Below are 24548 nucleotides of genomic sequence, written 5' to 3'. Positions count from 1 at the left end.
ACTAGTGCGGGTTTTCCAACGGAAAGTACCTCAAGCTTAAACCAACTGAGAAATACCCGCCAGTACCCAGCCTCCAGGACCCTCTACTGGCTTACTTAAATTCCAGATTTCTGAGAAATCACTGGCTGCCGCCCCTGGCTGCTCACGAATAATGCCGCTAAATTGAACGCTACAAACATAATGCGCCTCACTAGTCTCAATCCCCAAAAGTCGGGCGTTGATAGTAATCACATCTGTTTGATTGGCGCTATCACTTCGCCCCGCCAAATCTTGTTGAATTGTTGAAAACATTTCAGGGGTAGTAAATTCACTTAAAGAAGCCAAATCGCCCAAATCCCATGCTTTTTGCAAAGCCACAAAATACTGTTTTGCATTTTCTAAGAATGTACGCTCATCGAAACCAGGCGGCAAAGTTGAAACAAAAGCCTCAGGTTCAGCATTCACGCCAGCAAATGCATTTGCAGCAGGCGTAAAACCAGGTTCTTGTCTACTTAATGCATCTACAGAAGTTCGTTGCATGCCCGAGGTAGGCACATTGGAATTCTGGGTAGCTCCTGATAACGCTGGAAGTAGGCGACGGATGATGAACATGATGACAAAACCGGCAAGCATAGCAATTAGCAAACCAGTAATGAGTGAGGATGCAGCTTCACCCAAACCAAAATGAGATAAGAGATAGCCGATACCAAGGCCAGCGGCCAGCCCACCCAAGATGCCACCCATACCACCAAACCTACTTGGGGCTGGAGCTTGTGGGGCTGCGCTTGGGGCTGCAGGTTGTGCCTGAGCAGGTTGTGCTGGCTTTTGAATAGGAGTAGCTTGCCTCTGAATTGGGGCGCTTGGTGCCCGTCCAAAACTTCTGCCGCCGCCCAATCGTCCTGCTTCAGCAGAACTAATGGATGCAAATACCAGAATCATGCTCAAGAAAACTGCTTTAAAAAAATGTAGATTCATTTTTACATACCCCTTCGAATAACTTCTGCACTGCTTTAGTTTTTAAAGGCTTAAAAACTATACATCTATCAGTATTTAATACCAATATGTAAAGCCACGATACCCCCGGTCATTCTGTGGGTTTCAACTTCATCAAAACCAACGCCTAGCATCATTTCTTTAAGTGCCTCTGCATCAGGATGCATGCGAATCGATTCAGCTAAATAACGATAGCTTTCTGAATCTTGTGCAATTTTTTCACCCAACCAAGGCAATACCTTGAATGAATATGCGTCATAGACTGGCTGCAAAAAGTCATCTGGCTTAGAAAACTCTAAAACCATCACTCGACCGCCTGGCTTGATGACGCGACACATTTCCCCCAGGGCAATATCTTTGTGGGTCATGTTACGCAAACCAAAAGCAACGGTTACAACATCAAAATGATTATTTGGGAATGGGATTTTTTCTGCATCAAATTGCACACAAGGTAACGCCATACCTTTATCAAGCAAGCGATCCCTACCAACGCCCAACATGGACGCATTAATGTCACTCAACCAAACTTGAGCCTCAGGGTTATGACCCCAAGCTGTCGCTTTCGCAAACGCTGCAGCCAAATCTCCGGTGCCGCCGGCAATATCCAATACTTTTTGACCAGGACGTATATTTGCTCTAGCAATCGTTATTTTTTTCCACACACGATGTAACCCAAATGACATTAAGTCATTCATCACATCATATTTGCTGGCTACCGAATGAAATACCTCAGCAACTTTGCCAGCCTTCTCGCCCTCGTCAACGCTTTGATAACCGAAGTGAGTTTTACTCATTAGTGGCTTCCACAAGAATGCCCCTGCTTAATCATGGGCGCATCACGATCAAGACCTGCAGCGGCTAATTTATCTAAATACTCTTTCCATACTTGCTCGTGGTTCTCGCACAAGAAATATAAGTAATCCCAAGAATAGAGGCCTGAATCATGGCCATCAGAAAACGTAGGTTTTAGGGCGTAATGTCCCACGGGCTCAAGATTCGCAATCAATACATCCCGCTTACCGGTCTGCAGAGTCTCTTGACCAGGCCCATGTCCTTGCACCTCAGCAGATGGTGAAACTACTCTGAGCAACTCAAAAGGCAGGCGATAAATACTGCCATCTTCATAAGCAAGCTCCAAGACCTTAGTCTGTTGGTGCACAACGATATTCGTTGGAATCATTAAACCAAGATCCTTTCGATGCCACCTTGGTTTGCTTTAGCGACGTAATCTTGCATCCAGTTTTCACCAAGTAGCTTTTGAGCCATCTCAACCACAATGTAATCTGCAGTGGTATCGCTATCCGCATCAAAGCGAGTTAAGCCTTGCAAACAAGAAGGGCAGCTGGTGAGTACTTTTACATCACCATTAAAGTTGTCCTTACGTAAATCGTTGGCGCCTTTTTCCATCTCAATTTGTTTGCGAAAGCGTACTTGAGTAGAAATATCAGGACGTGTGACAGCTAATGTGCCAGATTCACCACAGCAGCGATCATTCTTCGCAATTGCATTGCCATCTTCTAACTGAATTAACTCATTGACCGTCTTCAAAGGATCTTGCAATTTCATTGGGGAGTGACACGGATCGTGATACATATACTTCACGCCCTTGACTCCAGAGAGCTTAACGCCCTTCTCTGCCAAGAATTCATGAATATCAATAATGCGGCAGCCTGGGAAGATTTGATCAAACTGATAACCAGCCAATTGGTCATAGCAAGTTCCACAAGAAACAACTACCGTTTTGATATCTAAATAATTCAGAGTATTGGCCACGCGATGGAATAACACACGGTTATCCGTAATCATCTTCTCGGCTTTGTCAAAGTCACCATTGCCACGTTGTGGATAACCGCAGCATAAGTAACCCGGTGGCAAGACCGTTTGTACGCCTACATTCCACAACATAGCTTGAGTAGCCAAACCCACTTGGGAGAACAAGCGTTCAGAACCACAACCTGGGAAGTAAAACACCGCTTCAGTATCAGCAGAGGTTGTTTTTGGATCCCGAATAATCGGGACATAGTTCGCATCTTCGATATCCAAGAGTGCGCGAGCAGTTTTCTTAGGTAAGTTACCTGGCATCTTCTTATTTACAAAGAAAATAACCTGCTCTTTAATACTTGGCTTGCCTACTGTTGCAGGAGGATGGGCAGTTTGTTGCTTTGCAAACTTACGCAGAACATCATTGCCCAAGCGCTGCAGCTTATAACCCCAACCAATCATGGTCTTACGAGCAAGATGAATACTCTCAGGGCTGGTTGCATTCAAGAAAAACATCGATGCTGCAGTACCAGGATTGAAGCGCTGCTGACCCATCTTGCGCAATAAGTTGCGCATATTCATAGTCACATCACCAAAGTCAATTTTGACTGGGCAAGGAGTTAAGCACTTATGGCAGACGGTGCAATGTGCAGCAACGTCATCAAACATTTCCCAATGTCGAATCGACACGCCACGGCGCGTTTGTTCTTCATATAGGAAGGCTTCGATTAATAGTGATGTTGCTAGGATCTTGTCGCGTGGACTGTAAAGAAGGTTTGCACGTGGCACATGCGTTGAGCAAACGGGTTTGCATTTGCCACAACGCAAACAATCTTTCACACTATCAGCAATCGCACCAATATCACTTTGTTGCATGATGATGGACTCATGACCCATCAAACCAAAGCTCGGCGTATAGGCCATGCTGAGATCAGCATGCGGCATTAACTTGCCTTTGTTAAAGCGACCCTCTGGATCAACGCGATTCTTATAGCTACGGAAGTCTTTGAGTTCAGCTTCAGTCAAATACTCAAGCTTAGTAATACCAATACCATGTTCACCTGAAATCACGCCATCTAAAGAGCGCGCCAACTTCATAATGCGATCTACGGCACGATGTGCATCTTGCAACATCTCGTAGTCATCAGAGTTGACTGGAATATTGGTGTGTACATTTCCGTCCCCTGCATGCATATGCAACGCTACAAATACACGCTTACGCAAAATGTTTTTGTGAATCGCTTCTAACTCGGCAAGAATAGGTTCGAATGCTAAGCCCCCAAAGATGATACGTAACTCAGAACGGACCTCTTCTTTCCATGAAGCACGCAAACTGTAATCTTGCAGTTGTGGAAAATAAGTATCCATTTGCAAGAGCCAATCAGCCCAGCGGGTGCGTACCTTTGCAATGAGCTCGAGAGCCTGTTGAACGCGATCTCCAAGGATCTCTGCAGTCGGAATTTCATACTCAGCATCGCTCTTACCTAATGGCAAAGCACTCTTTTTCAAAAAGGTTTCGAGGCCATCCAAAACTTGTAGTTTGTTCTTAAGAGATAGCTCAATATTGATACGATCAATACCGTCGGTGTACTCACCCATGCGTGGCAAGGGAATGACGACATCTTCGTTGATCTTAAAAGCATTGGTATGACGGGCAATAGCAGCTGTACGGGCACGGTCTAACCAGAATTTCTTGCGAGCTTCAGCGCTAACCGCCACAAAGCCTTCCCCAACCCGAAGGTTGGCCATGCGAACAACTTCGCTAGTGGCAGCAGCTACTGCTTCCTCGTTATCGCCCGCAATATCACCAATTAATACCATCTTCGGTAAGCTGTTGCGCTTTGATTTTGTTGAGTAGCCGACTGCGCGTAAATAACGATCGTCTAAATGCTCAAGACCAGCCAAAATTGGACCGCCCTGCTTGCTTAAACCATCTAGATAGGCTTTGATCTCAACAATACTCGGAATTGCTTCGCGTGCTTGACCAAAAAACTCTAAGCAAACAGTGCGCATAAATTTAGGCATGCGATGCAAGATCCAAGTTGCGCTAGTAATCAAACCATCGCAACCTTCTTTTTGCACGCCAGGTAAACCTGATAAAAATTTATCAGTAACGTCTTTACCCAAACCTTCTTTACGGAAACGCTTACCTTCGACTTCTAATAATTCCGTTTTTAGAATACGTTGACCAGGCTCACCATTACCATCAGACCAAGTGAGCTGAAAACGCACAGTTGCAACATCGTGAATCTTTCCGAGGTTGTGCTCAAGACGTTCAACGTCGAGCCAATTTCCCTGCGGATCCACCATACGCCAGCTAGCTAAGTTATCGAGAGCAGTACCCCAGAGGACTGCTTTTTTACCGCCCGCATTCATTGCAATGTTGCCGCCAATGCAGCTTGCATCAGCAGAAGTAGGGTCTACCGCAAACACTAAGCCAGCATGCTCTGCAGCATCTGCTACTCGGCGCGTTACTACGCCGGCACCTGTAAAGATGGTTGACACTTCATGATCAACCCCTGGTAGATGTTGAGACTTCACTGCACCAATATCTTGCAATTTCTCTGTATTAATCACCGCAGACATTGCATACAGCGGAATGGCGCCACCGGTATAACCAGTACCACCTCCGCGAGGAATAATCGTGAGGCCTAATTCCACGCACGCTTTTACTAAGCCTGGAATTTCTGATTCGTAATCTGGCTTCAAGACAACTAATGGAAATTCAACGCGCCAGTCCGTTGCATCAGTAACATGCGCTGCACGTGATACGCCATCAAAACAAATATTGTCGCTAGCAGTGTGACGCCCTAATTCTTTGCGAGCACGTTTCCGTATTTGCTCGACCTCTTTAAAACCATTTTCAAAATTTTCGATTGCGCGATAAGCAGCCGCCAACAAAACTTCTACTTGCTCAGCAGAGTCACCTTTGTTGCGCTTCTTCACTTCGCCCAAACGATGCCATAAGGCATCAACTAATTGCTGACGACGTTTGGGGCTATCCAATAAATCATCTTGCAAAAATGGGTTGCGCTGTACCACCCAAATGTCGCCCAGAATTTCAAACAACATGCGGGCTGAACGTCCAGTACGGCGAACGCCACGCAGCTCATTCAGAACACGCCAAGACTCCTCGCCCAATAAGCGAATGACAATTTCTCGATCAGAAAAGGAGGTGTAGTTGTAGGGGATTTCACGAAGGCGGGGAGAGCCCGCTTCAGCATCCAACAACTGGTTCAAAGCTAGAGGTGCGTTCATAGCGACATATTTGATAAATAAGCATTTTAATAGAGCGAACCTGATAGTGGCAGGAAACAGAGAAAGTTGCTCCCCGAGAAGATAAACCCTTGCAAATCTAAGGGCTTAGGAGCCATCCGTGGTACGCTCATTGAATGGCAACGAACTATTTAAAGAAAATTTTATCGGCTCGCGTCTATGACGTGGCCAGAGAAACAGAGCTACAGCTGGCCCCCGAACTAACCAAGCGTTTGGGCAACCAAGTGCTACTGAAAAGGGAGGATAACCAGCCGGTTTTCTCCTTCAAACTGCGTGGCGCCTACAACAAAATGGCCCATTTACCCCCGGAAGCCCTCAAACGCGGGGTTATCGCGGCTTCCGCAGGTAATCATGCCCAGGGCGTAGCCCTTTCAGCAGCCAAAATGAAGTGCAAAGCCGTCATCGTTATGCCCGTGACGACTCCCAGTCTCAAAATCGACGCAGTAAAGGCTAGAGGCGGCTCTTGGGTGGAGATCATTCTGCACGGAGAGTCCTATAGCGACGCCTTTAAACATTCAGAAGCGATTGCCAAAAAACGGGGTTTGACCTTTGTGCACCCATTTGACGATCCTGATGTTATCGCTGGGCAAGGCACTATTGCGCATGAAATTTTTACTCAATATGAAAAACCAATTGATGCTGTTTTTGTTGCAATTGGTGGAGGTGGCTTAATTTCTGGCATTGGTGAATACATCAAAGCCGTTAGCCCAAAGACCAAAGTCATTGGCGTGCAAGCCTCAGACTCCGATGCGATGAATCAATCACTCAAAGCAAACAAGCGTATTGAGATGAAAGATGTTGGTTTATTTTCGGATGGCACCGCCGTCAAATTGGTTGGCAAAGAAACTTTCCGTATCTGCAAAAAAGTGGTTGATGAAATCATCACAGTCGATACCGATGAGATCTGTGCAGCTATTAGCGATGTTTTCACGGATACCCGTAGCATCCTTGAGCCTGCTGGAGCCTTAGCTATTGCGGGCATGAAGAAGTATGTAGAAAAGAAACGTATCAAGAAGAAAACGCTTGTAGCCGTTGCCTGTGGTGCCAATATGAATTTCAGCCGTCTACGCTTTGTGGCAGAGCGTGCAGATGTTGGTGAGTTCCGTGAAGCAGTATTTGCCGTAACCATTCCGGAAGAACGCGGATCCTTTAAGCGTTTTTGTGAACTACTTGGAAAGCGGAATGTCACCGAATTCAACTATCGCATCGGCGATCAAAGTGAAGCGCATATTTTTGTAGGCATTAGCACGCAAAAAGCTGGTGACAACGAAGTCATTGCGAAACATTTTCGTAAGGCTAAGTTTGCAACCATTGATCTCACGCATGATGAGCTAGGAAAGTCCCACTTACGCCATATGGTGGGCGGCCATTCTGCCCTTGCCAAAGATGAATTGCTCTACCGTTTTGAATTCCCTGAGCGTCCAGGCGCTTTGATGAAGTTCTTGACTAGCATGGCACCCAACTGGAATATCAGCTTATTTCATTATCGGAACCATGGCGCTGATTACGGCCGCATCTTAATAGGCATCCAAGTTCCTCAGAATGAACAGAAGAAATTTCAAAGCTTCTTAGCAACTTTGGGCTATCCGCACTGGGACGAGAGCAATAACCCTGCTTATCGCCTGTTTCTCAAATAAGGTGTAATTCGTAAGATGTCCTATACGCTCACCGGAAAACTTGTCGTTGCGATTTCATCGCGCGCCTTGTTTGATTTTGAAGAAGAAAATCGCATCTTCGAATCTACTGATGACAGCGCCTATATGAAGTTACAGCTTGAGCGCCTCAGTGAAGCGGCTCAAAAAGGGGTTGCCTTTCCGCTAGTTAAAAAACTGCTCGCATTCAATGATGAAGGCGAACAGCGCGTAGAGGTAGTAATTCTCTCTCGCAATGATCCTGTTAGTGGCTTACGAGTCTTCCGATCTGCAGAGCATCATGGTCTGCATCTAGAACGTGGCGTATTTACTAGAGGGCGCCCTCCTTATCACTACCTACGCTCACTGCACGCCAATCTCTTCTTATCTGCCAATGAAGATGATGTGCGGGCGACAATTGACGCTGGCTTCCCCGCAGCACGGGTTTACCCAGAATCTAGCAAGACAGCTGAATCACATCCGAATGAAATTCGTATTGCATTTGACGGAGACGCAGTACTCTTTTCCGATGAAGCCGAACAGGTCTTCCAGAAAAAAGGGCTCGAAGCCTTTGTGGATCACGAGAGCAAGAAGGTCGATATACCCTTGCCTCCAGGCCCCTTTAAACCACTACTAGAGGCGCTTCACAGACTACAACGCTCTACAAGTGAAAACGGTATGCGCATTCGTACTGCATTAGTGACAGCACGTTCTGCACCAGCACATGAGCGTGCGATTCGAACTCTGATGGCATGGGGGATCGATGTCGATGAGGCGATGTTCTTAGGCGGCTTATCCAAAAGTGAATTCTTGAGAGAGTTCGAGCCAGATTTTTTCTTTGATGATCAAACTGGTCATTGCCAGTCAGCAGCTTCAGTTGCACCAACAGGTCACGTTGTATCTGGCGTCTCTAATAAACCCAAGAACCAAAACTAAATTAAAAAGTATTTCATGGCAACGCTACCTCTCGGTCAATCAACACAGTACCCAGATCAATATGATCCGAGCTTACTATTTCCGATTCCAAGGGCTGAGAACAGAAAAAAACTCGGCCTCAAAGAAGGTCAGACATTACCGTTCGTAGGTGTTGATATTTGGAATGCTTTTGAGCTCAGTTGGCTCAATAAAAAAGGTAAGCCGCAAATTGCATTGGCAGAGTTTCAGATTCCTGCAGACTCGCCAAATATGATTGAGTCCAAGTCTTTCAAGCTTTACCTCAATAGCCTGAACGGCGCACGCTTTGAAGATGAGCATGAAGTTCAGGAAAGACTCATCACTGATTTATCCGCAGTTGCTGGCAGCAAGATCACTACTCGCATAAACCCCACAGAAAGCATTGCTAAAAAAAGGTATGCAGGAGATGGGTGGCATTTTGATGGATCGTCTTGATATTGAGGTTGACCCCAACCTGCCTGCCGACCCAAGTCTCTTGGGGGTGAATGAGTCCTTTGGTCCAATTGAGCAATGCTTAGTCTCTCACCTTCTCAAATCAAACTGCCCTGTCACAGGTCAACCCGATTGGGCTAGCGTACAAATACGCTATCAAGGCAGACCCATTTTGGAAGAGGGTTTATTGCGCTACCTTATTGGCTTTAGACAATTGGGCGAGTTTCACGAACATTGCGTAGAAACGATCTTTACTGATATCAAACGCCAGTGCAAACCTGAAAAATTGTCAGTCTATGCCCGCTACACAAGACGGGGTGGCTTAGATATCAACCCGTTCCGCACGGATCACAATTCACCTTGGCCAGAGAATATTCGGCACGCAAGACAGTAAATAAAAACCCCTTGTAGGAAATCCTAGAAGGGGTTTTTGCTATCCAACTCACCAGTCCGTGACCGATGCGTTGTTTAGTAATTCTTAAAACGGAATATCGTCATCCATGGCACCGAGTGATGCAGCATTAGATGAGGCTGGAGCAGACTGCTCAACCGGCTTTGAGCGCGCATAGCTCTCGCCGCCATCACCGCTTCCACCTACTGGCTTGCCGCCAAGCATTTGCATTGTTTCTGCAACGATTTCCGTGGAATACTTTTCTTGCCCACTAGCGTCAGTCCATTTACGTGTGCGCAAACGTCCTTCAACATAAACTTGTGAGCCTTTTTTGAGGTACTGACCAGCGATTTCTGCAAGCTTCCCAAAGAATGCAACGCGATGCCATTCTGTGGTTTCTTTCATTTCGCCAGTTTGTTTGTCTTTGTAGCGATCAGATGTTGCTACTGAAATGTTTGTAACGGCGTCGCCACTTGGCATATAACGCGTTTCTGGATCACGTCCTACGTTACCTACGATGATGACCTTATTTACCGAAGCCATGTTGTCTCCCGAAGAAAAATACTGCTGTTATTACTACTAAAAATAAACTGCTTGGCTTAATTGAATCAATGAAGCTGCGGCTATGTCTTTGTGGCTGCATCCTTGGAGTCTGTTGATCTCGTTGGCATTTCACCCATCGACCAAGCAATTATAAGCCAGCAAACCAAGAGGGATGCACCCATAGCAAAGACCGATAAATCACCATGGCTATCCATCAAATAACCACCAATAACAGCCCCTAAGAAGAGGCCAATCGATTGAGTAGTGTTGTAGATGCCCAAGGCAGTACCCTTAGATTCTTTAGCAAAACGTGACACCAGTGAGGGCTGTAATGCTTCGAGTAAATTGAAGCCCACAAAATAAACCAGCAATGCAGCTGCAATCGTCATTACTGAATTTGCTTGTGTAAAGATCAATTCTGCAATCAGCAATAAAACAATTGCGACTAACAATATCGTTCTTAACTGTTGCTTCTTCTCACCGTAAATAATAGCTGGGGCCATAAAGAAAAAAGAGAGCAACACAACGGGTAAATAAATTTCCCAATGGGATGAGAGAGGTAAACCCGCCTGCACCAATAAACGCGGCACAACCAAGAACATGGCTACTTGCGTAGCGTGTAAAACAAATACCCCAATATTCAAGCGTACTAACTCGGGCCTAAAAAATACTTCTTTAAGAGGGGCTTGCTGAATTTTGACTTCGGGCTTAGTGGTCGGCAAAACGTAATAAGTCACAAACATCGCCGTTACACCAAGTACTGCTAGGACGATAAAAATTCCGCTCAAACTAATCACGCGGTAGATCGGCGCAGCGATCACCAATGACAAAGCAAATGAGAGAGCAATACTGCCGCCGACCAGTGCCATTGCGCGAGTGCGTACTTGCTCACGCGTTAAATCAGCTACCCAGGCAGAAATTGCTGCTGAGACCGCTCCAGCGCCCATCACCCCACGCCCAATGGCAATCCAGAGTAAATCGTCCTTGGCTGCGCAGATCAGGGCGCCAGCCACAAATAGGGACAGACCCCATAAAACAACGGGTTTACGGCCAATTCGATCTGATAAACGACCTAAAGGGATATAAAAACAGGCCTGAACAATATTGAAGATCCCCAGAGTAAGGCCGACCCAAAGGGCATGCTCACCGCCTGGCAAGCCCCGCGCATGGATGCTAAAGACAGGCAAAAGCAAGAATAGGCCCAGCATTCGGAGGCCAAAGATGCCTGCTAAGGCCAGAGTGGATCGGAGTTCAGAAGGATTCATGGGAAAGAGCTATATTAACAAGTTACGCTAAAAAATCATGAATAACGAAATTAAGATCCGCGGTGCCCGCACCCACAACCTCAAAAACATCAATCTAGACATCCCTAGAGAGAAGCTCGTCGTCCTTACTGGCTTATCCGGCTCAGGCAAAAGCTCATTGGCTTTCGATACGCTGTATGCGGAGGGGCAACGTCGCTACGTTGAATCCCTCTCCGCTTATGCCCGTCAGTTTTTGCAGCTCATGGAAAAACCTGATGTCGATACGATCGAAGGTTTATCACCAGCCATCTCGATTGAGCAGAAGGCAACGAGCCACAATCCACGTTCAACTGTAGGCACTGTTACAGAAATTCATGATTACTTGCGGCTATTATTTGCACGCGCTGGTACACCACATTGCCCAGACCATGATCTTCCATTAGAAGCACAGAGCGTTTCACAAATGGTCGACACTGTATTGTCAATGCCTGAAGATACGAAGCTCATGATTCTTGCGCCAGTGGTAAGTGAGCGCAAAGGCGAATTTGTCGATCTCTTCCAAGACCTACAGGCACAGGGCTTTGTCCGTTTCCGCGTTCGCTCTGGTGGTGGCACAACGAATACCGCTAAAGCAGAAATATTTGAAGTGGATCAACTGCCCACGCTCAAGAAAAACGACAAGCATTCAATCGAAGTGGTAGTGGATCGCATCAAAGTACGCCCCGATATTCAGCAGCGTCTTGCAGAATCTTTTGAGACAGCCTTACGTCTTGCTGACGGTAAAGCCATGATTGTTGATATGGATACTGGCAAAGAAATGATTTTCTCAAGCAAGTTTGCTTGCCCAGTTTGTTCATACTCCTTGCAGGAACTAGAGCCACGTCTATTCTCTTTTAACAATCCGATGGGCGCTTGTCCTTCATGCGACGGACTTGGCCACCAATCCTTCTTCGACCCTAAGCGTATCGTTGCGCACCCTGACCTGTCTCTTGCCTCTGGTGCCATTAAAGGCTGGGATCGTCGCAATCAGTTTTATTTCAAACTCTTACAGACCCTTGCCAAGCATGGTGGCTTTGATGTGGAGAAGCCATTTGAAACGCTCAATAAGAAACAACAAGATTTGATTCTATTGGGCTCTGGCGATGTCACCATTCCTTTTGAGTACATCAATGAGCGTGGCAAGAACAGCATTCGTGAGCATGCATTTGAAGGTATCGTTGCAAACTTTGAAAGACGCTATCGCGAAACCGATTCCATGACGGTGCGCGAAGAGTTATCTCGCTATCAAAATGTTCAAACCTGCCCATCATGCAATGGCAGTCGTTTGCGCAAAGAAGCCCGCTTCGTTAAAGTAGGCGAGAAGAAACAGTCTCGCGCAATCTATGAGATTAGCGCTTTACCACTCAAAGAGGCTAAAGAATATTTTGAAGCACTTGAACTCAAAGGTGCCAAAAGAGAAATTGCCGATAAGATCGTTAAAGAAATTAGTGCGCGCCTACGTTTCCTAAATGACGTGGGTCTTGATTACCTCTCGCTTGAGCGCAGCGCCGACACACTTTCTGGCGGCGAAGCCCAACGTATTCGTCTTGCGAGCCAGATAGGCTCTGGCTTAACAGGCGTGATGTATGTACTCGATGAGCCCTCGATTGGCTTGCATCAACGTGATAATGATCGACTCATTGGCACACTCAAGCACCTGCGTGATTTAGGGAATAGTGTTTTAGTGGTTGAGCATGATGAAGACATGATCCGTGCATCTGACTGGGTTATTGATATTGGACCTGGTGCAGGAGTTCATGGCGGTGAAGTCGTTGCAGAAGGTACGCCCGCAGAAGTAGAAGCGAATCCGAAATCATTGACAGGCGCCTATCTTGCTGGACGCGAAGCAATCGCCGTTCCAGAAAAGCGTATCCCCGTAAATGATCGATTTTTAGAAATCATTGGAGCGCGTGGAAACAATTTGCAATCAGTACATGCAAAGATTCCTGTTGGACTTCTGACATGCGTTACTGGTGTATCTGGCTCAGGCAAGTCAACCCTCATTAACGACACCTTGCATCATGCGGTTGCGCAACATCTGTATGGCTCCAATGCAGAACCTGCCACGCATGATGCCATCAAGGGCTTAGAGAACTTTGACAAAGTCATTAGCGTTGACCAATCGCCGATTGGCAGAACACCACGCTCTAACCCTGCTACCTATACAGGCCTGTTTACACCGATTCGCGAACTCTTTGCGGGCGTGCCTGCATCACGTGAACGTGGCTATGAAGCTGGCCGCTTCTCCTTCAACGTCAAAGGTGGTCGCTGTGATTCTTGCGAAGGTGATGGCGTCCTCAAAGTAGAAATGCATTTCTTGCCAGACGTGTACGTACCGTGTGATGTCTGCCATGGCAAACGCTATAACCGCGAAACCTTGGACATTCGATATAAAGGTAAGAACATTCACGAAGTGCTCTCGATGACAATCGAACAAGCACATGAATTCTTTGAAGCAGTGCCAGTGGTTAAACGTAAACTCAAAACGCTCTTAGATGTCGGCCTGGGTTATGTAAAACTGGGACAAAGTGCGACGACCTTATCTGGCGGTGAAGCGCAGCGTGTAAAGCTTTCTTTAGAGCTCTCTAAGCGTGATACTGGCAGAACACTGTACATCCTAGATGAGCCAACTACTGGCCTGCACTTCCATGATATTCAGCTGTTGTTGACGGTGATTCAAACCCTCAAGAAGCAAGGCAATACGATTGTCATCATTGAGCACAATTTAGATGTCATCAAGACTGCAGATTGGATTATTGACTTAGGCCCCAAAGGTGGCGCTGGTGGTGGCCAAATCATTGCTACCGGAACACCTGAAGATGTTGCCAAGAATGAGGTCAGCTTTACTGGTCACTATTTAGCGCCATTGCTAACTCGTAAACCAGTAGCAGCCAAGAAAAAGAAATAGTCGCCTTAGGCGCAGATCTCAGAGTAATTTAGCTTCGGCCAAATCAGTTGCTTCTGAATTACCTGAGATCACCAAAATATCGTTAGCCTCCAGAAGCAATTCTGGGGCTAATGCCAACTTCACATAATCGGCGTTGCGACCTTTGCGACGGACCGCTTGTATGCTTACTCCTTCATTTTCTAAATGAAGCTCGCCCAGGGTTTTGCCGACCGCTTGAGAATTTGGCAACAAGGTAATGGAATGCAAACGCCAAGATTCGTTTGAACCAAAGTCATCATCACCTGCGCCTCGAAAATAGCCTCTTAACAAGCTATAGCGCTCCTCACGTGCAGTCGTAATACGCCGCACCACTTTACGCATCGGCACGCCCATGATGAGCAAAACGTGGGAAGCAATCATCAAACTGCCTTCGATTAATTCAGGAACAACCTCGGTAGCACCAGCTGCCTGCAACTTAGCAATATCAGCGTCATCTCGAGTGCGCACCAATACAGTCATCCCTGGACGCAAATGTTCAACTTGACGCAATACCCGCATACTGGCGGCAGTATCAGCATAGGTAATCACCACCGTCTTTGCCCTCGAAAGCCCAGCAGCAACTAGATAATTTTCCCGGCTCGCATCGCCATAGACCACATTATCGCCAGCAGCAGCCGCCTCTTTCACGCGATCAGGATCTAGATCTAATGCAATGTATGGAATCTTTTCTTGATCAAGCATACGAGCCAAGCTTTGACCTGAACGACCAAAACCACAAATGATGACGTGATTTTCATTGCGTACGCTTTTCGCAGCCACGCGCGTTAATGCAAGTGATTGCAGCAACCACTCATTACTAGAGAAGCGCATCGCAATACGATCGCTGTATTCAACCAAAAACGGTGCGCAAAACATCGAGAGCAACATTGCAGCAAGTACAGCCTGACTTAGCGTAGGGTCAATTAAATCTAAGCCATCAATTTGGGTCAGCAACACGAAGCCGAATTCGCCTGCCTGAGCTAGGCATAAGCCCGTTCTAATGGATATGCCGGGACTTGAGCCGAATAGTCTTGAAAGTATGGCAATCAAGCCAAACTTGAATATCAATGGGCCAAGCAAAAGTGCCAAGACCAGCATCCATTGCTCAAGAATGACATTAAAGTCGAGCAGCATGCCAATTGTTACAAAGAAGAGTCCCAAGAGAACGTCGCGGAACGGCTTGATATCCTCCTCCACTTGATGGCGATAAGGCGTTTCAGAAATCAACATTCCCGCCAGGAATGCACCTAGAGCAAGAGATAAACCAAAGTGTTCAGTCAAGGCTGCCATGCCAAGAACAATTAACAAGAGGTTCAACATAAACAACTCTTGAGAGCGTAACTTGGCAACCAATCTAAACCAGCGACTCATGAGTGACTGGCCGATAAAGAAAATCAGCCCTAATGCAATCGTGATTTTGATAGAGGCAGCCGTCAGAGCCACAAACAGATCCTTAGGATTTTTTCCCAAAGAAGGCAGCAAGATTAATAAGAAAACGACCGCCAAATCTTGGAACAGCAAAATACCGACTACATTACGACCGTGCTCTGTTTCCAGCTCGGATCGATCAGAAATGAGTTTTGTGACAATTGCTGTCGAGGACATAGCTAAAGCGCCGCCCAAGGCAATCGCTGCCTGCCAAGAAATGGGGTAAATCCAATTCATCAACAAGCTGGCAGGCACCGCCAAAAGCATTGTCAATAGAACTTGGCTGCCGCCCAGGCCAAATACGATATTTCGCATTGACCGGAGCTTATGAAGATTAAATTCCAAGCCGATCGAGAACATCAAGAAAACAACCCCAAATTCCGCTAAATACTTCACGGTTGCAGAGTCATTTGCTAAACCCAGGGCATTAGGCCCAATTAATACGCCAATGGCCAAATAGCCCAAAATAGGGGGTAAGCCAAAATAGCGGAAAATAACCACTCCAGCCACACCAGAGGCTAGGAGAATGAGGGTTAATTGAAGGACTGACGGCATATACTTACTCGATGATAGCTAAGACTCGTGAACGTACCCTAAAGCTTGCACGCGACACCCTCACCATTGAGGCTGCTGCACTGCAAACCATGCGTGATCGCCTAGAGGGCGTTAACGCAGACGCACTCGTGCATGCAGTGGAAATGCTCCATGGCTGTAAAGGCAGAATTGTGGTCTCCGGCATTGGCAAATCAGGTCATATTGCCCGTAAGATCGCTGCTACCTTCGCCTCCACCGGCTCCCCTGCATTCTTTGTTCATCCAGCGGAAGCCAGCCATGGTGATTTAGGAATGGTTACTCGTGATGATGTTTTTGTTGCGCTCTCCAATTCTGGTGAAACCGATGAGCTATTAACCATTGTTCCGATTGTTAAACGTACGGGCGCAAAACTGATCGCCTTAACTGGCGCACCGAATTCCTCTCTCGCTCAATTAGCAGACGCGCACTTAGATACCAGCGTAGAAAAAGAAGCGTGCCCATTAAATCTAGCTCCAACAACCAGCACTACGGCAGCATTAGCCATGGGTGATGCTTTAGCTGTTGCTTTATTGGACGCTCGTGGTTTTCAAGCTGAAGACTTTCAGCGCTCTCATCCGGGCGGTCGATTAGGACGAAAACAATTAATGCATGTCAGCGGAGTCATGCGTAGTCTTGATGACACGCCAAAAATTTCTATTCAGGCATCACTACAAGATGCCCTATTAGAAATGACATCAAAGCGTATGGGTATGGTCGTCACTTTAGATGAAAAACAAAAAGTATTTGGCATTCTGACTGATGGTGATTTACGTCGCCTCTTGGAAAAAAATACTAACTTGAGCGATATCACTCTTCAGAATGCAACTACCGCCAGACCTCGTACCATTCCACCAGAGCTATTGGCTGAAGAGGCGATCGAGATGATGGAAAAACATCGCATCAATCATTTAGTAGTAACAGATAAAGATGGCCACCTTTTGGGCGCCCTAAATCTACATGACCTCTTTGCAGCCAAAGTTATTTAACGTAGCGGACTATTTAATACAGCCATGCCTAGCGCTTTTAATCCCCACAACACCAATCCGCTGTCCCAATATCCACAAGCCTGGGAGCGCGCAGGCCAAGTCAAGCTACTTGTTTTAGATGTTGATGGCGTGCTCACCAATGGCCAAGTGTGGATTGGTAGTGATGGCAAAGAGTCTTTAAAAGCTTTTGACATTCAAGACGGTCTTGGAATCAAACTCTTAGAACAATGCGGCATTCCAACCGCAATTATTACTGGCAGAAACTCCAAAATGGTTTTGGCACGCTGTGATGAGCTTAGCATTAAACATGTGCACATGGGTGTTGAAAATAAAGCATTTGCTTTAGAGGGGGTGATTAAATCGCTCGGACTCACATCTGGTGATTGTGCTGTCATGGGTGATGACTGGCCTGATTTAGCTATGATGAAAAATGCAGGTCTCCGAATTGCCCCTGCTCAAGCGCATGAGGCCGTTAAAGAATTTGTGCATTTTGTAACCACTCGTACAGGTGGAAATAGCGCAGTACGAGAAGTGTGTGACCTTATTCTGAAAGCACAAAGTCGCTACGAGGAATTGCTAATTAAGGCTCGCAATTAAGCAATGCAACTGAATTCTCAGCATATCAAATTGAGTATTGGTCGTACGCTATTGCGTCTCATGCCATTAATAGTGATGGGTACTTTGACTCTAGCTACTTTTTGGTTGGTACAAAAAAATACTCCTCCAGAGAAAGCTGCGCTTGAACGCGTTCGTCTGCATGAACCCGACTATGTCATTAAAGATGGCACACTTTCAGCACTCAACGAATTAGGTAACACCAAGTATCGTGTTTTAGGCAATAAAGTGACCCACTATGATGATGACGCAACGATCGATATTGATATGCCTCGCATGCGCCTCTTTCAGGCCGACAAAGCGCCGGTCACAGTGAAATCAAATACCGGACACCTAGACGGGGATCTGACAATCCTAGAATTATTCGACAACGCCTCTATCTTTAGGCCAGCTCAGCCTGCTACCGCTACAGAGCCTGCAACTCTACGCATGCTCGCTTCATCAAGCTATTACAAGGTTTTAATTAACGATGACATTATCGAAACTGATCGGCCTATTACGCTTGAGCAGGGTATGTCCATCATGCACTCAACTGATGGCGGAACTTTCAACAATGTTCAGCAGAGCATGACCCTTTCTGGTCAGGTTAGAGGACGTATTGAACGTGCCCCGCGGAGTCCTCAATAGAATGTTGTTCATGAGTCGCCTACCCCTTCTCTTGCTTGCGTTGAGCATTCTGCTCATGAATAGTGCCGTCCAAGCTGAAAAAGCAGATCAAGACAAGCCTATCGTTCTTGAGGCCGAAAAAGTGTCAGTAAACGATGTGCAACAGATTTATGACTTACAAGGTCAGATCCTGCTAATCAAAGGCAGTATTGTTGTCACTGGTGAAGATGGGCATATTCAAGTTGATCCTGAGGGTTACGAGTTTGTAGATGTCAGAGGTTCGGCGGATAGCACTGCTAGCTTTAGACAGCGTAAAGAGGGCATTCCTGATGAATACATGCAAGGTCGCGGCACCCAACTAAGCTATAACGCCAAGACTGAAATGCTCACCATTACTGGTGATGCCAGTTTGCGTCGTTCTCTGAACATGCAAATGCTTGATCAGCTGCAAGGCTGGAAAATTGAGTACGATGATATTACCGAGCGCTATCGAGTAACGCCTCCTGCGGATGCAAAACCAGAGGACTTACCTTTAGCTAGAGCAATCCTTTCACCAAGACGAAAAGCCACACTAGAGAAATGACAACGGATTTAGCTCAAACCAATAACACTCCAACGCTGAGTGCCCACAACCTTCAAAAACGTTATGGCTCTAGAACGGTCGTGCGAGATGTTTCAGTCGAAGTAAAGTGTGGTGAGGTTGTTGGATTACTTGGGCCCAATGGTGCGGGTAAAACTACCTCGTTTTATATGATTGTTGGCCTGGTTCCGCTTGATGGCGGTCGCATTGTGCTCGATGGAACTGACATTACCCACTTGCCTATTCATGAGCGGGCTCGTATGGGTCTGTCCTACCTTCCACAAGAAGCATCCGTTTTTAGAAAACTTAATGTTGCTGAAAATATCCAAGCAGTCTTAGAGCTTCAAGTACAAGGTGGGAAGCCATTAACCAAGGCGGAAATATCCAACCGTCTTGATGAACTCTTAGGTGAGCTCCAAATTAGCCATTTACGAAATAACCCAGCTCTCTCACTTTCTGGCGGCGAGCGTCGACGTGTAGAGATCGCCAGGGCTCTTGCTTCGCAACCAAAATTTATCCTGTTGGATGAGCCATTTGCCGGTGTTGACCCTATTGCTGTTGGGGAGATTCAACGGATTGTTCGCTTCTTAAGAGATCGCCAAATTGGCGTATTGATTACTGACCATAACGTTCGAGAGACCCTTGGTATTTGCGATCACGCTTACATTATTAGCGAAGGAAGCGTTCTTGCAGAAGGTAAGCCAGACGAAATTATTAAAAATGATGCCGTCCGCCGCGTTTACCTGGGCGAAAACTTCCGGATGTAAGCCAGACAAGGCTTCTGCGCATATCTGCAATAAAAAGTACTTTCCCCTCTTGGTTTTCAGCAAATTCGCTGATACGCTGGAGGCTCATGGTTCATTTTCCAAAAAAAACTGCTCAACAAATTAATAGGGGCTTGCTGCGCACCCCAGCATGAGCTTGCGCACGCATTGATAAAAGGAGTTGCGAATGAATTTAAAAATTAATAGCCGCCATGTTGAGGTAACGCCAGCGATGCGTACGCACCTTGAGGCTGGTATGGCCAAAATTCGCAAACACTTCGACCACGTCATTGATGCCTCTGCTTTTTTGGTCGTTGATAACGCCAAAGAAAAAGATTTACGTCAAAGCGCCGAGATCACAATTCATCTCAAGGGCAAGGAACTGTTCGCTGAAGCACATAATGCGGACCTCTACCATGCGATGGATGCAGTGGTTGATAAATTAGAGCGCCAAGTCGTAAAACACAAAGAAAAGATTCAGGATCATCATCACGATAAGCATTTTGAGTGATCTAAACCGTCGGGACACCTATAATCATTTGTAATGAATGCCCTGACCAATCTTTTTAACCCCGACTGCATTGCATTAGACAACCCTGCAAAAAATAGGGCTGATGCATTTGCAGCTGCTGGGGAGCTTTTTGCCAAGCAAGTCGGCATTGATGCAAGTGCCGTAGTAGAGTTTCTGAACGCTCGTGAAGATCTAGGTTCAACCGCCCTAGGAGCAGGCGTAGCCATCCCCCATGGCCGCGTCAAAGGACTCAAGCAACCTGCTGCAGCTTTTATGAAACTTCGAGAGCCCATTGAGTTTGCTGCGCCTGATAATGAGCCCGTTTCTACCTTAATTTTTTTATTGGTTCCAGAAAAGGCTACTCAGCAACATTTAGAAATCTTGTCATCAATTGCCCAATTACTTTCAGATTCAGATGCAAGAAATACCTTGGGATCAGCCACGGACCCTTTAAAGGTATGCGCACTATTGCAACAATGGAGCGCGACAAAATGACTCAGCCCTTACTCCTAGAGGGAGTATCTGCTCAGCAGATTTTCGATGACAACGTTTCGGATTTAAAACTGTCTTGGATTGGCGGCCTTGAAGGGGCTGACCGTACGTTCCCGCCAGAGGCAGTTAAAGCTGCCGCAGCCAGCTCTGACTTGGTAGGTCATTTAAATCTGATTCACCCAAGTCGTATACAGATTTTTGGCGAGCAAGAAGTGGATTACCATGCAGCGCTCGATCCAAAACAAAAACAAGAGCAAATTGCTAGCCTGATTTCTAAAACACCGCCCTGTGTGATTGTTGCTGACGGCAAAGCTGCAGATCCCGACCTTCAACTCTTCTGCCAGCGCTCCTCTACCCCACTCTTTACTACTCATATTTCTGCAGCGGAAGTCATTGACCATCTGCGCATTTATCTCACCAAAATTGGTGCCCCGCAAATCACAATGCATGGGGTGTTTATGGATATCCTAGGTTTGGGCGTTTTGCTAACTGGCGAATCTGGACTAGGGAAAAGTGAATTAGGTCTTGAGCTCATTTCCCGCGGCCATGGTTTGGTTGCTGACGATGCGGTGGATTTCGCGCGCCTTGGTCCTGATTACATCGAGGGCCGTTGCCCGGTGATATTGCGCAATCTACTTGAAGTGCGTGGTCTTGGCTTACTCGACATTCGCACTATTTTTGGTGAAACCGCAGTACGCCGTAAATTGAAGCTACGCCTCATTGTTCAACTAGTCCGCAGAACTGATGGTGAGTTCGAAAGACTGCCGCTTGAAGCTCAACATATTGATGTCTTGGGCGTCCCCATTCGGACCGTCAAGATCCAGGTGGCGGCAGGACGCAACTTAGCCGTACTGGTTGAAGCTGCTGTTCGTAATACGATTTTGCAATTACGCGGTATTGATACCTTGAAAGAATTCATTGAGCGCCAGCGCGTTCAAATGAATGCAGAAGCAGATTCGATTAAATCCCAAGGGCGTCTGCTTTAATCCATGCAAATTAATCTGATTACCGGAATCTCAGGCTCAGGTAAATCAGTTGCCTTACGAGCTTTTGAGGATGCAGGTTATGACTGTGTAGATAACCTACCAGTATCGCTTTTAGAAAATCTCATTAGCACTCTTGTAAAAGAAAATAGCGAACGTGTAGCGGTTGCTATTGATGCAAGACGAGGTCAATCACTTGCTGAGTTGCCTTCCATTCTAGAAAATCTGCGCGTAGATCATCAAGTTCGCGTGGTGTTCTTAAACGCAAATACCAACACATTGGTACAGCGCTTCTCGGAGACCCGTCGTCGTCATCCTTTATCAACCGATGCTCAAAAAACACAACCCGCAACTCTCATTGAAGCAATTGATAAAGAACGTAGCTTGCTCGAACCCCTGCGAGCCCAAGCACATAGTATTGACACTAGCAATCTTCCCGCTCATGCCCTGCGTTCCTGGATTCGGGACCTTATCAAAGATAAGCCGGTTGGCTTGACGGTGATTTTTGAATCCTTTGGCTTTAAAAAAGGGGTTCCGAGTGAGGCAGATCTGGTGTTTGATGTACGCTGCCTCCCTAATCCCCACTATGACAATGTATTAAGGCCACTAACTGGCAATGACAAACCTGTAAAAGAATTTTTAGAAAAAATTTCTGAGGTCATCAGCATGGAAGGTGACATCACACAATTTATTGAAAAGTGGCTACCCCATTACATTGCTGATGGACGCAGCTATCTGACCGTAGCCATTGGCTGTACAGGCGGACAACATCGCTCCGTGTACCTCGTCAACCGAATTGGTGAGCACTTCCGTGCACAAAAAGATTTAAGCGCCCTGCAGCTTAATTTTTTAGATCGTCACCGCGAGCTAGACTCAATCCCTGCAGCAAAATCTTAATCGGCTGAGGCAAGCCGTATCGCCCCAACTGACTTAGGGGCACCCACCTAAGATTTGGATTTTCAAGCTCCAGGCTTCTGGAGGCACTTACTTCCCAAATTTGCATCCATAAACGTCGATGCGTAAATACGTGCTTAATTTGAGGGCCTTGATTGACTACTTTACAAACCTTCCCCCAGGCGGAAGGACGCTCATCGGGCAGGGCAGCCTGAATCAAGTCTTTTAAGTTTGGCAGGTTTTTTCTGGTGGCAGACTTTGCCACCCAAGGGGTTTCTGGCAAAGACCATAAGCCACCCCAAATAGCTTTGCTAGGCCGCTTTTGTAAAAGGATTGAATTACCCGATCGAATTAAAAGCATGTCGCAATCAAATTCAGGGGACTTTGCTTTGATGGTCTTTTGCGGAAGATCAAGAACCTGATTGCTGCGGCTTGCCTGGCACTCTTTTTCAAAAGGGCATTTTTTCTCATCGCTTAGGCACACTGGCTTACGAGACGTGCACCAGGTGGCACCAAAATCCATTAAAGCCTGGGTATACACAGGCATATCTTTAGCCTTAGTGGGCAACAGATCATTTGCCAAGCTCCACAACCGATCATTGACTGCCTTCTCTTGAATTCCACCCTCTACTGCAAATAAACGCGCCAATATTCTTTTGACATTCGCATCAAGAATAGGCGCCCTCTCATGAAAAGCAAATGCGGCGATAGCTCCAGCCGTTGAGCGGCCAATACCTTTAAGCTGCTCAAGCAATATCGGATCACTGGGAAATTGACCGGCGAACTCAGTCATTACTTGCTGTGCACAAGCATGTAGGTTTCGGGCCCGGGAGTAATAACCCAAACCAGCCCACTCCGCTAATACCTCATCAATATCTGCACTAGCTAATTTTTTAACTGTTGGAAAACGCTTCATGAAGCGGGGGTAGCGCTCTAGAACTGTAGCCACTTGAGTCTGTTGTAACATAATTTCAGAAACCCAAACTGCGTAAGGATCCCGATTGCCTTGCCATGGAAGGCCTGAGCGTCCACTACGCGCATGCCAAGCGATTAACTTTTCAGAGAAATTAGCGGTTAGCGCTTTTGACATGATGGGCAGAAATAGGTTGAGCGCTGCCCCTGAACGATTTGCTTAATCGGAGTTTTACAAACTTTACACGGCTGATCTTTGCGGTCATAGACTTTGGTTTGAACCATAAAGTGTCCTGGGTCACCATCGCTATTCACGAAATCTTTCAAGCTGCTACCGCCTGCAGCAATTGCTTTTTTCAAAATCAATCGCACTGCTTCTGCCAAGCGAGAACATTGTGGGCGAGTTAACTTTCCAGCGGCTTTGCTTGGATGAATTTTGGCTTCAAATAGACTTTCAGAACAATAAATATTTCCAACACCAACAACTGATTGTCCTGCCAAAAGAAATTGTTTCACCGCAACACTTCTCTTACGTGATGTTTGATACAAAATCTCGGCGCCCAGCTCACCAGCAAATTCTGGAGAAAAAAGGTTCCACTCCCAGCTTCTGTAAAAGCAAATTTTTCTCAATGGGCCCTTTCGATTTTGGATGCCACAACACAGCACCAAATTTTCTAGGGTCATGTAGGCGCAAACTCAATTTGCCAAACTCAAATGTCACGCGATCATGTAATTTCAAGGGGTCAGAGCATGGCAACACACGCAAGGTACCGGTCATTCCCAAATGGACCAATAAATATCCCGCATCTAATTCAATTAATAGATACTTTCCGCGCCTCTCAATGGTATGTACTTTTTGACCAGGCAGAGCTGTAGGCAGGCTCTTAGGAACAGGCCAGCGCAAGCGCCCATCAATAACGTTGACGGCACTAATGCTTTGCCCCAGAAGGTGGGGGGCAATTCCGAGTTTTGTGACCTCTACTTCTGGAAGTTCTGGCATAAATGGATTGTAGATTCGCGGATTAGAATGTGCTT

20 protein-coding genes and 2 pseudogenes are annotated in these 24548 nt (G+C 46.5%); 13 read left to right on the top strand and 9 right to left on the bottom strand.

Going from position 1 to position 24548, the window contains the following annotated elements; all coding sequences use genetic code 11:
* Positions 1-36 precede the first annotated feature (36 nt).
* The 4 genes from A9236_RS00920 to A9236_RS00905 all read right to left on the bottom strand — a co-directional run bounded on the left by A9236_RS00920 (position 37) and on the right by A9236_RS00905 (position 5991).
* The gene (locus A9236_RS00920; RefSeq protein ID WP_083393535.1) at positions 37-954 is read right to left on the bottom strand and encodes a Tim44 domain-containing protein; all 918 of its coding nucleotides are present in this window, start codon (positions 952-954) and stop codon (positions 37-39) included.
* 68 nt (positions 955-1022) lie between these two features.
* Positions 1023-1766: a bifunctional demethylmenaquinone methyltransferase/2-methoxy-6-polyprenyl-1,4-benzoquinol methylase UbiE gene (ubiE, locus tag A9236_RS00915; RefSeq protein WP_071466186.1), complete on the bottom strand. Its 744-nt coding sequence runs from the start codon at positions 1764-1766 to the stop codon at positions 1023-1025.
* Complete coding sequence (locus tag A9236_RS00910; protein ID WP_071466187.1) at positions 1766-2152, bottom strand: gamma-butyrobetaine hydroxylase-like domain-containing protein; 387 nt, start codon at positions 2150-2152, stop codon at positions 1766-1768. Before A9236_RS00910 ends, ubiE begins: the two co-directional genes overlap by 1 nt.
* Complete coding sequence (locus A9236_RS00905) at positions 2152-5991, bottom strand: FAD/FMN-binding oxidoreductase (protein ID WP_071466188.1); 3840 nt, start codon at positions 5989-5991, stop codon at positions 2152-2154. The genes A9236_RS00910 and A9236_RS00905 overlap by 1 nt, the downstream gene beginning before the upstream one ends.
* A gap of 134 nt (positions 5992-6125) precedes the next feature.
* On the opposite strand from A9236_RS00905, the gene ilvA reads away from it, so the two are divergent.
* The 3 genes and pseudogenes from ilvA (at position 6126) to queF (ending at position 9420) form a co-directional block, all read left to right on the top strand.
* Positions 6126-7646, top strand: coding sequence for a threonine ammonia-lyase, biosynthetic (gene ilvA, locus A9236_RS00900; RefSeq protein WP_071466189.1), 1521 nt, complete (start codon positions 6126-6128; stop codon positions 7644-7646).
* 15 nt (positions 7647-7661) lie between these two features.
* Positions 7662-8576: a 5'-nucleotidase gene (locus A9236_RS00895; RefSeq protein WP_071466190.1), complete on the top strand. Its 915-nt coding sequence runs from the start codon at positions 7662-7664 to the stop codon at positions 8574-8576.
* Between the two features lie 15 nt (positions 8577-8591).
* A pseudogene (gene queF / locus A9236_RS00890) lies at positions 8592-9420 on the top strand (NADPH-dependent 7-cyano-7-deazaguanine reductase QueF).
* Positions 9421-9504: 84 nt separating this feature from the next.
* Here the strand turns inward: queF and ssb are convergent.
* Both ssb and A9236_RS00880 read right to left on the bottom strand, forming a co-directional pair.
* A complete protein-coding gene (gene ssb / locus A9236_RS00885; protein ID WP_071466192.1) occupies positions 9505-9960 on the bottom strand; it encodes a single-stranded DNA-binding protein in 456 nt (151 codons plus the stop codon).
* Positions 9961-10040: 80 nt separating this feature from the next.
* Positions 10041-11225: an MFS transporter gene (locus A9236_RS00880; protein WP_071466193.1), complete on the bottom strand. Its 1185-nt coding sequence runs from the start codon at positions 11223-11225 to the stop codon at positions 10041-10043.
* A gap of 37 nt (positions 11226-11262) precedes the next feature.
* On the opposite strand from A9236_RS00880, the gene uvrA reads away from it, so the two are divergent.
* Complete coding sequence (gene uvrA / locus A9236_RS00875) at positions 11263-14151, top strand: excinuclease ABC subunit UvrA (protein WP_071466194.1); 2889 nt, start codon at positions 11263-11265, stop codon at positions 14149-14151.
* 18 nt (positions 14152-14169) lie between these two features.
* On the opposite strand, the gene A9236_RS00870 is transcribed toward uvrA, so the two are convergent.
* Positions 14170-16152 carry a monovalent cation:proton antiporter family protein gene (locus tag A9236_RS00870; protein ID WP_071466195.1) on the bottom strand — a complete coding sequence of 661 codons (1983 nt, stop codon included), beginning with the start codon at positions 16150-16152 and terminating at the stop codon, positions 14170-14172.
* Between the two features lie 11 nt (positions 16153-16163).
* Here A9236_RS00870 and A9236_RS00865 point away from each other — a divergent pair, with 11 nt between their 5' ends.
* The 9 genes from A9236_RS00865 (at position 16164) to rapZ (ending at position 22604) form a co-directional block, all read left to right on the top strand.
* On the top strand, positions 16164-17156 hold the full coding sequence (locus A9236_RS00865) for an SIS domain-containing protein (protein ID WP_071466196.1): 993 nt from the start codon (positions 16164-16166) through the stop codon (positions 17154-17156).
* A gap of 24 nt (positions 17157-17180) precedes the next feature.
* On the top strand, positions 17181-17753 hold the full coding sequence (locus tag A9236_RS00860; RefSeq protein WP_071466197.1) for an HAD family hydrolase: 573 nt from the start codon (positions 17181-17183) through the stop codon (positions 17751-17753).
* Between the two features lie 3 nt (positions 17754-17756).
* Positions 17757-18398 carry an LPS export ABC transporter periplasmic protein LptC gene (gene lptC, locus A9236_RS00855; RefSeq protein WP_071466198.1) on the top strand — a complete coding sequence of 214 codons (642 nt, stop codon included), beginning with the start codon at positions 17757-17759 and terminating at the stop codon, positions 18396-18398.
* A gap of 10 nt (positions 18399-18408) precedes the next feature.
* A complete protein-coding gene (locus A9236_RS00850) occupies positions 18409-18960 on the top strand; it encodes an LptA/OstA family protein (RefSeq protein ID WP_236638648.1) in 552 nt (183 codons plus the stop codon).
* The gene (lptB, locus tag A9236_RS00845) at positions 18957-19724 is read left to right on the top strand and encodes an LPS export ABC transporter ATP-binding protein (RefSeq protein ID WP_071466200.1); all 768 of its coding nucleotides are present in this window, start codon (positions 18957-18959) and stop codon (positions 19722-19724) included. The genes A9236_RS00850 and lptB overlap by 4 nt, the downstream gene beginning before the upstream one ends.
* Before the next feature lie 184 nt (positions 19725-19908).
* Positions 19909-20232, top strand: coding sequence for a ribosome hibernation-promoting factor, HPF/YfiA family (gene hpf / locus A9236_RS00840; protein ID WP_071466201.1), 324 nt, complete (start codon positions 19909-19911; stop codon positions 20230-20232).
* A gap of 33 nt (positions 20233-20265) precedes the next feature.
* Positions 20266-20727, top strand: a complete 462-nt coding sequence (locus A9236_RS00835) for a PTS sugar transporter subunit IIA (RefSeq protein ID WP_071466202.1) — start codon at positions 20266-20268, stop codon at positions 20725-20727.
* Positions 20724-21710, top strand: a complete 987-nt coding sequence (gene hprK, locus A9236_RS00830; RefSeq protein WP_071466203.1) for an HPr(Ser) kinase/phosphatase — start codon at positions 20724-20726, stop codon at positions 21708-21710. Before A9236_RS00835 ends, hprK begins: the two co-directional genes overlap by 4 nt.
* 3 nt (positions 21711-21713) lie before the next feature.
* Positions 21714-22604, top strand: a complete 891-nt coding sequence (gene rapZ / locus A9236_RS00825) for an RNase adapter RapZ (RefSeq protein WP_071466204.1) — start codon at positions 21714-21716, stop codon at positions 22602-22604.
* On the opposite strand, the gene mutY is transcribed toward rapZ, so the two are convergent.
* Positions 22549-23691 (bottom strand): A/G-specific adenine glycosylase, encoded by a 1143-nt coding sequence (mutY, locus tag A9236_RS00820; protein ID WP_071466205.1) that lies wholly within the window; start codon positions 23689-23691, stop codon positions 22549-22551. The genes rapZ and mutY overlap by 56 nt on opposite strands.
* Positions 23676-24513: pseudogene (mutM, locus tag A9236_RS00815) on the bottom strand (bifunctional DNA-formamidopyrimidine glycosylase/DNA-(apurinic or apyrimidinic site) lyase). Before mutM ends, mutY begins: the two are co-directional and overlap by 16 nt.
* Positions 24514-24548: the final 35 nt, after the last annotated feature.

It is taken from the genome of Polynucleobacter sp. QLW-P1DATA-2 (genome assembly GCF_001870365.1).
Classification (GTDB): Bacteria; Pseudomonadota; Gammaproteobacteria; order Burkholderiales; family Burkholderiaceae; genus Polynucleobacter.
Note: the sequence above shows the minus strand (reverse complement) of the source record. Positions and strands in the feature narration are given on the sequence as shown.

Bases quoted from the DNA above. Each gene is read 5' to 3' on its own strand.
- A9236_RS00920 (WP_083393535.1), bottom strand. From the start codon at position 954: ATGAATCTACATTTTTTTAAAGCAGTTTTCTTGAGCATGATTCTGGTA.
- ubiE (WP_071466186.1), bottom strand. From the start codon at position 1,766: ATGAGTAAAACTCACTTCGGTTATCAAAGCGTTGACGAGGGCGAGAAG.
- A9236_RS00910 (WP_071466187.1), bottom strand. From the start codon at position 2,152: ATGATTCCAACGAATATCGTTGTGCACCAACAGACTAAGGTCTTGGAG.
- A9236_RS00905 (WP_071466188.1), bottom strand. From the start codon at position 5,991: ATGAACGCACCTCTAGCTTTGAACCAGTTGTTGGATGCTGAAGCGGGC.
- ilvA (WP_071466189.1), top strand. From the start codon at position 6,126: ATGGCAACGAACTATTTAAAGAAAATTTTATCGGCTCGCGTCTATGAC.
- A9236_RS00895 (WP_071466190.1), top strand. From the start codon at position 7,662: ATGTCCTATACGCTCACCGGAAAACTTGTCGTTGCGATTTCATCGCGC.
- ssb (WP_071466192.1), bottom strand. From the start codon at position 9,960: ATGGCTTCGGTAAATAAGGTCATCATCGTAGGTAACGTAGGACGTGAT.
- A9236_RS00880 (WP_071466193.1), bottom strand. From the start codon at position 11,225: ATGAATCCTTCTGAACTCCGATCCACTCTGGCCTTAGCAGGCATCTTT.
- uvrA (WP_071466194.1), top strand. From the start codon at position 11,263: ATGAATAACGAAATTAAGATCCGCGGTGCCCGCACCCACAACCTCAAA.
- A9236_RS00870 (WP_071466195.1), bottom strand. From the start codon at position 16,152: ATGCCGTCAGTCCTTCAATTAACCCTCATTCTCCTAGCCTCTGGTGTG.
- A9236_RS00865 (WP_071466196.1), top strand. From the start codon at position 16,164: ATGATAGCTAAGACTCGTGAACGTACCCTAAAGCTTGCACGCGACACC.
- A9236_RS00860 (WP_071466197.1), top strand. From the start codon at position 17,181: ATGCCTAGCGCTTTTAATCCCCACAACACCAATCCGCTGTCCCAATAT.
- lptC (WP_071466198.1), top strand. From the start codon at position 17,757: ATGCAACTGAATTCTCAGCATATCAAATTGAGTATTGGTCGTACGCTA.
- A9236_RS00850 (WP_236638648.1), top strand. From the start codon at position 18,409: ATGAGTCGCCTACCCCTTCTCTTGCTTGCGTTGAGCATTCTGCTCATG.
- lptB (WP_071466200.1), top strand. From the start codon at position 18,957: ATGACAACGGATTTAGCTCAAACCAATAACACTCCAACGCTGAGTGCC.
- hpf (WP_071466201.1), top strand. From the start codon at position 19,909: ATGAATTTAAAAATTAATAGCCGCCATGTTGAGGTAACGCCAGCGATG.
- A9236_RS00835 (WP_071466202.1), top strand. From the start codon at position 20,266: ATGAATGCCCTGACCAATCTTTTTAACCCCGACTGCATTGCATTAGAC.
- hprK (WP_071466203.1), top strand. From the start codon at position 20,724: ATGACTCAGCCCTTACTCCTAGAGGGAGTATCTGCTCAGCAGATTTTC.
- rapZ (WP_071466204.1), top strand. From the start codon at position 21,714: ATGCAAATTAATCTGATTACCGGAATCTCAGGCTCAGGTAAATCAGTT.
- mutY (WP_071466205.1), bottom strand. From the start codon at position 23,691: ATGTCAAAAGCGCTAACCGCTAATTTCTCTGAAAAGTTAATCGCTTGG.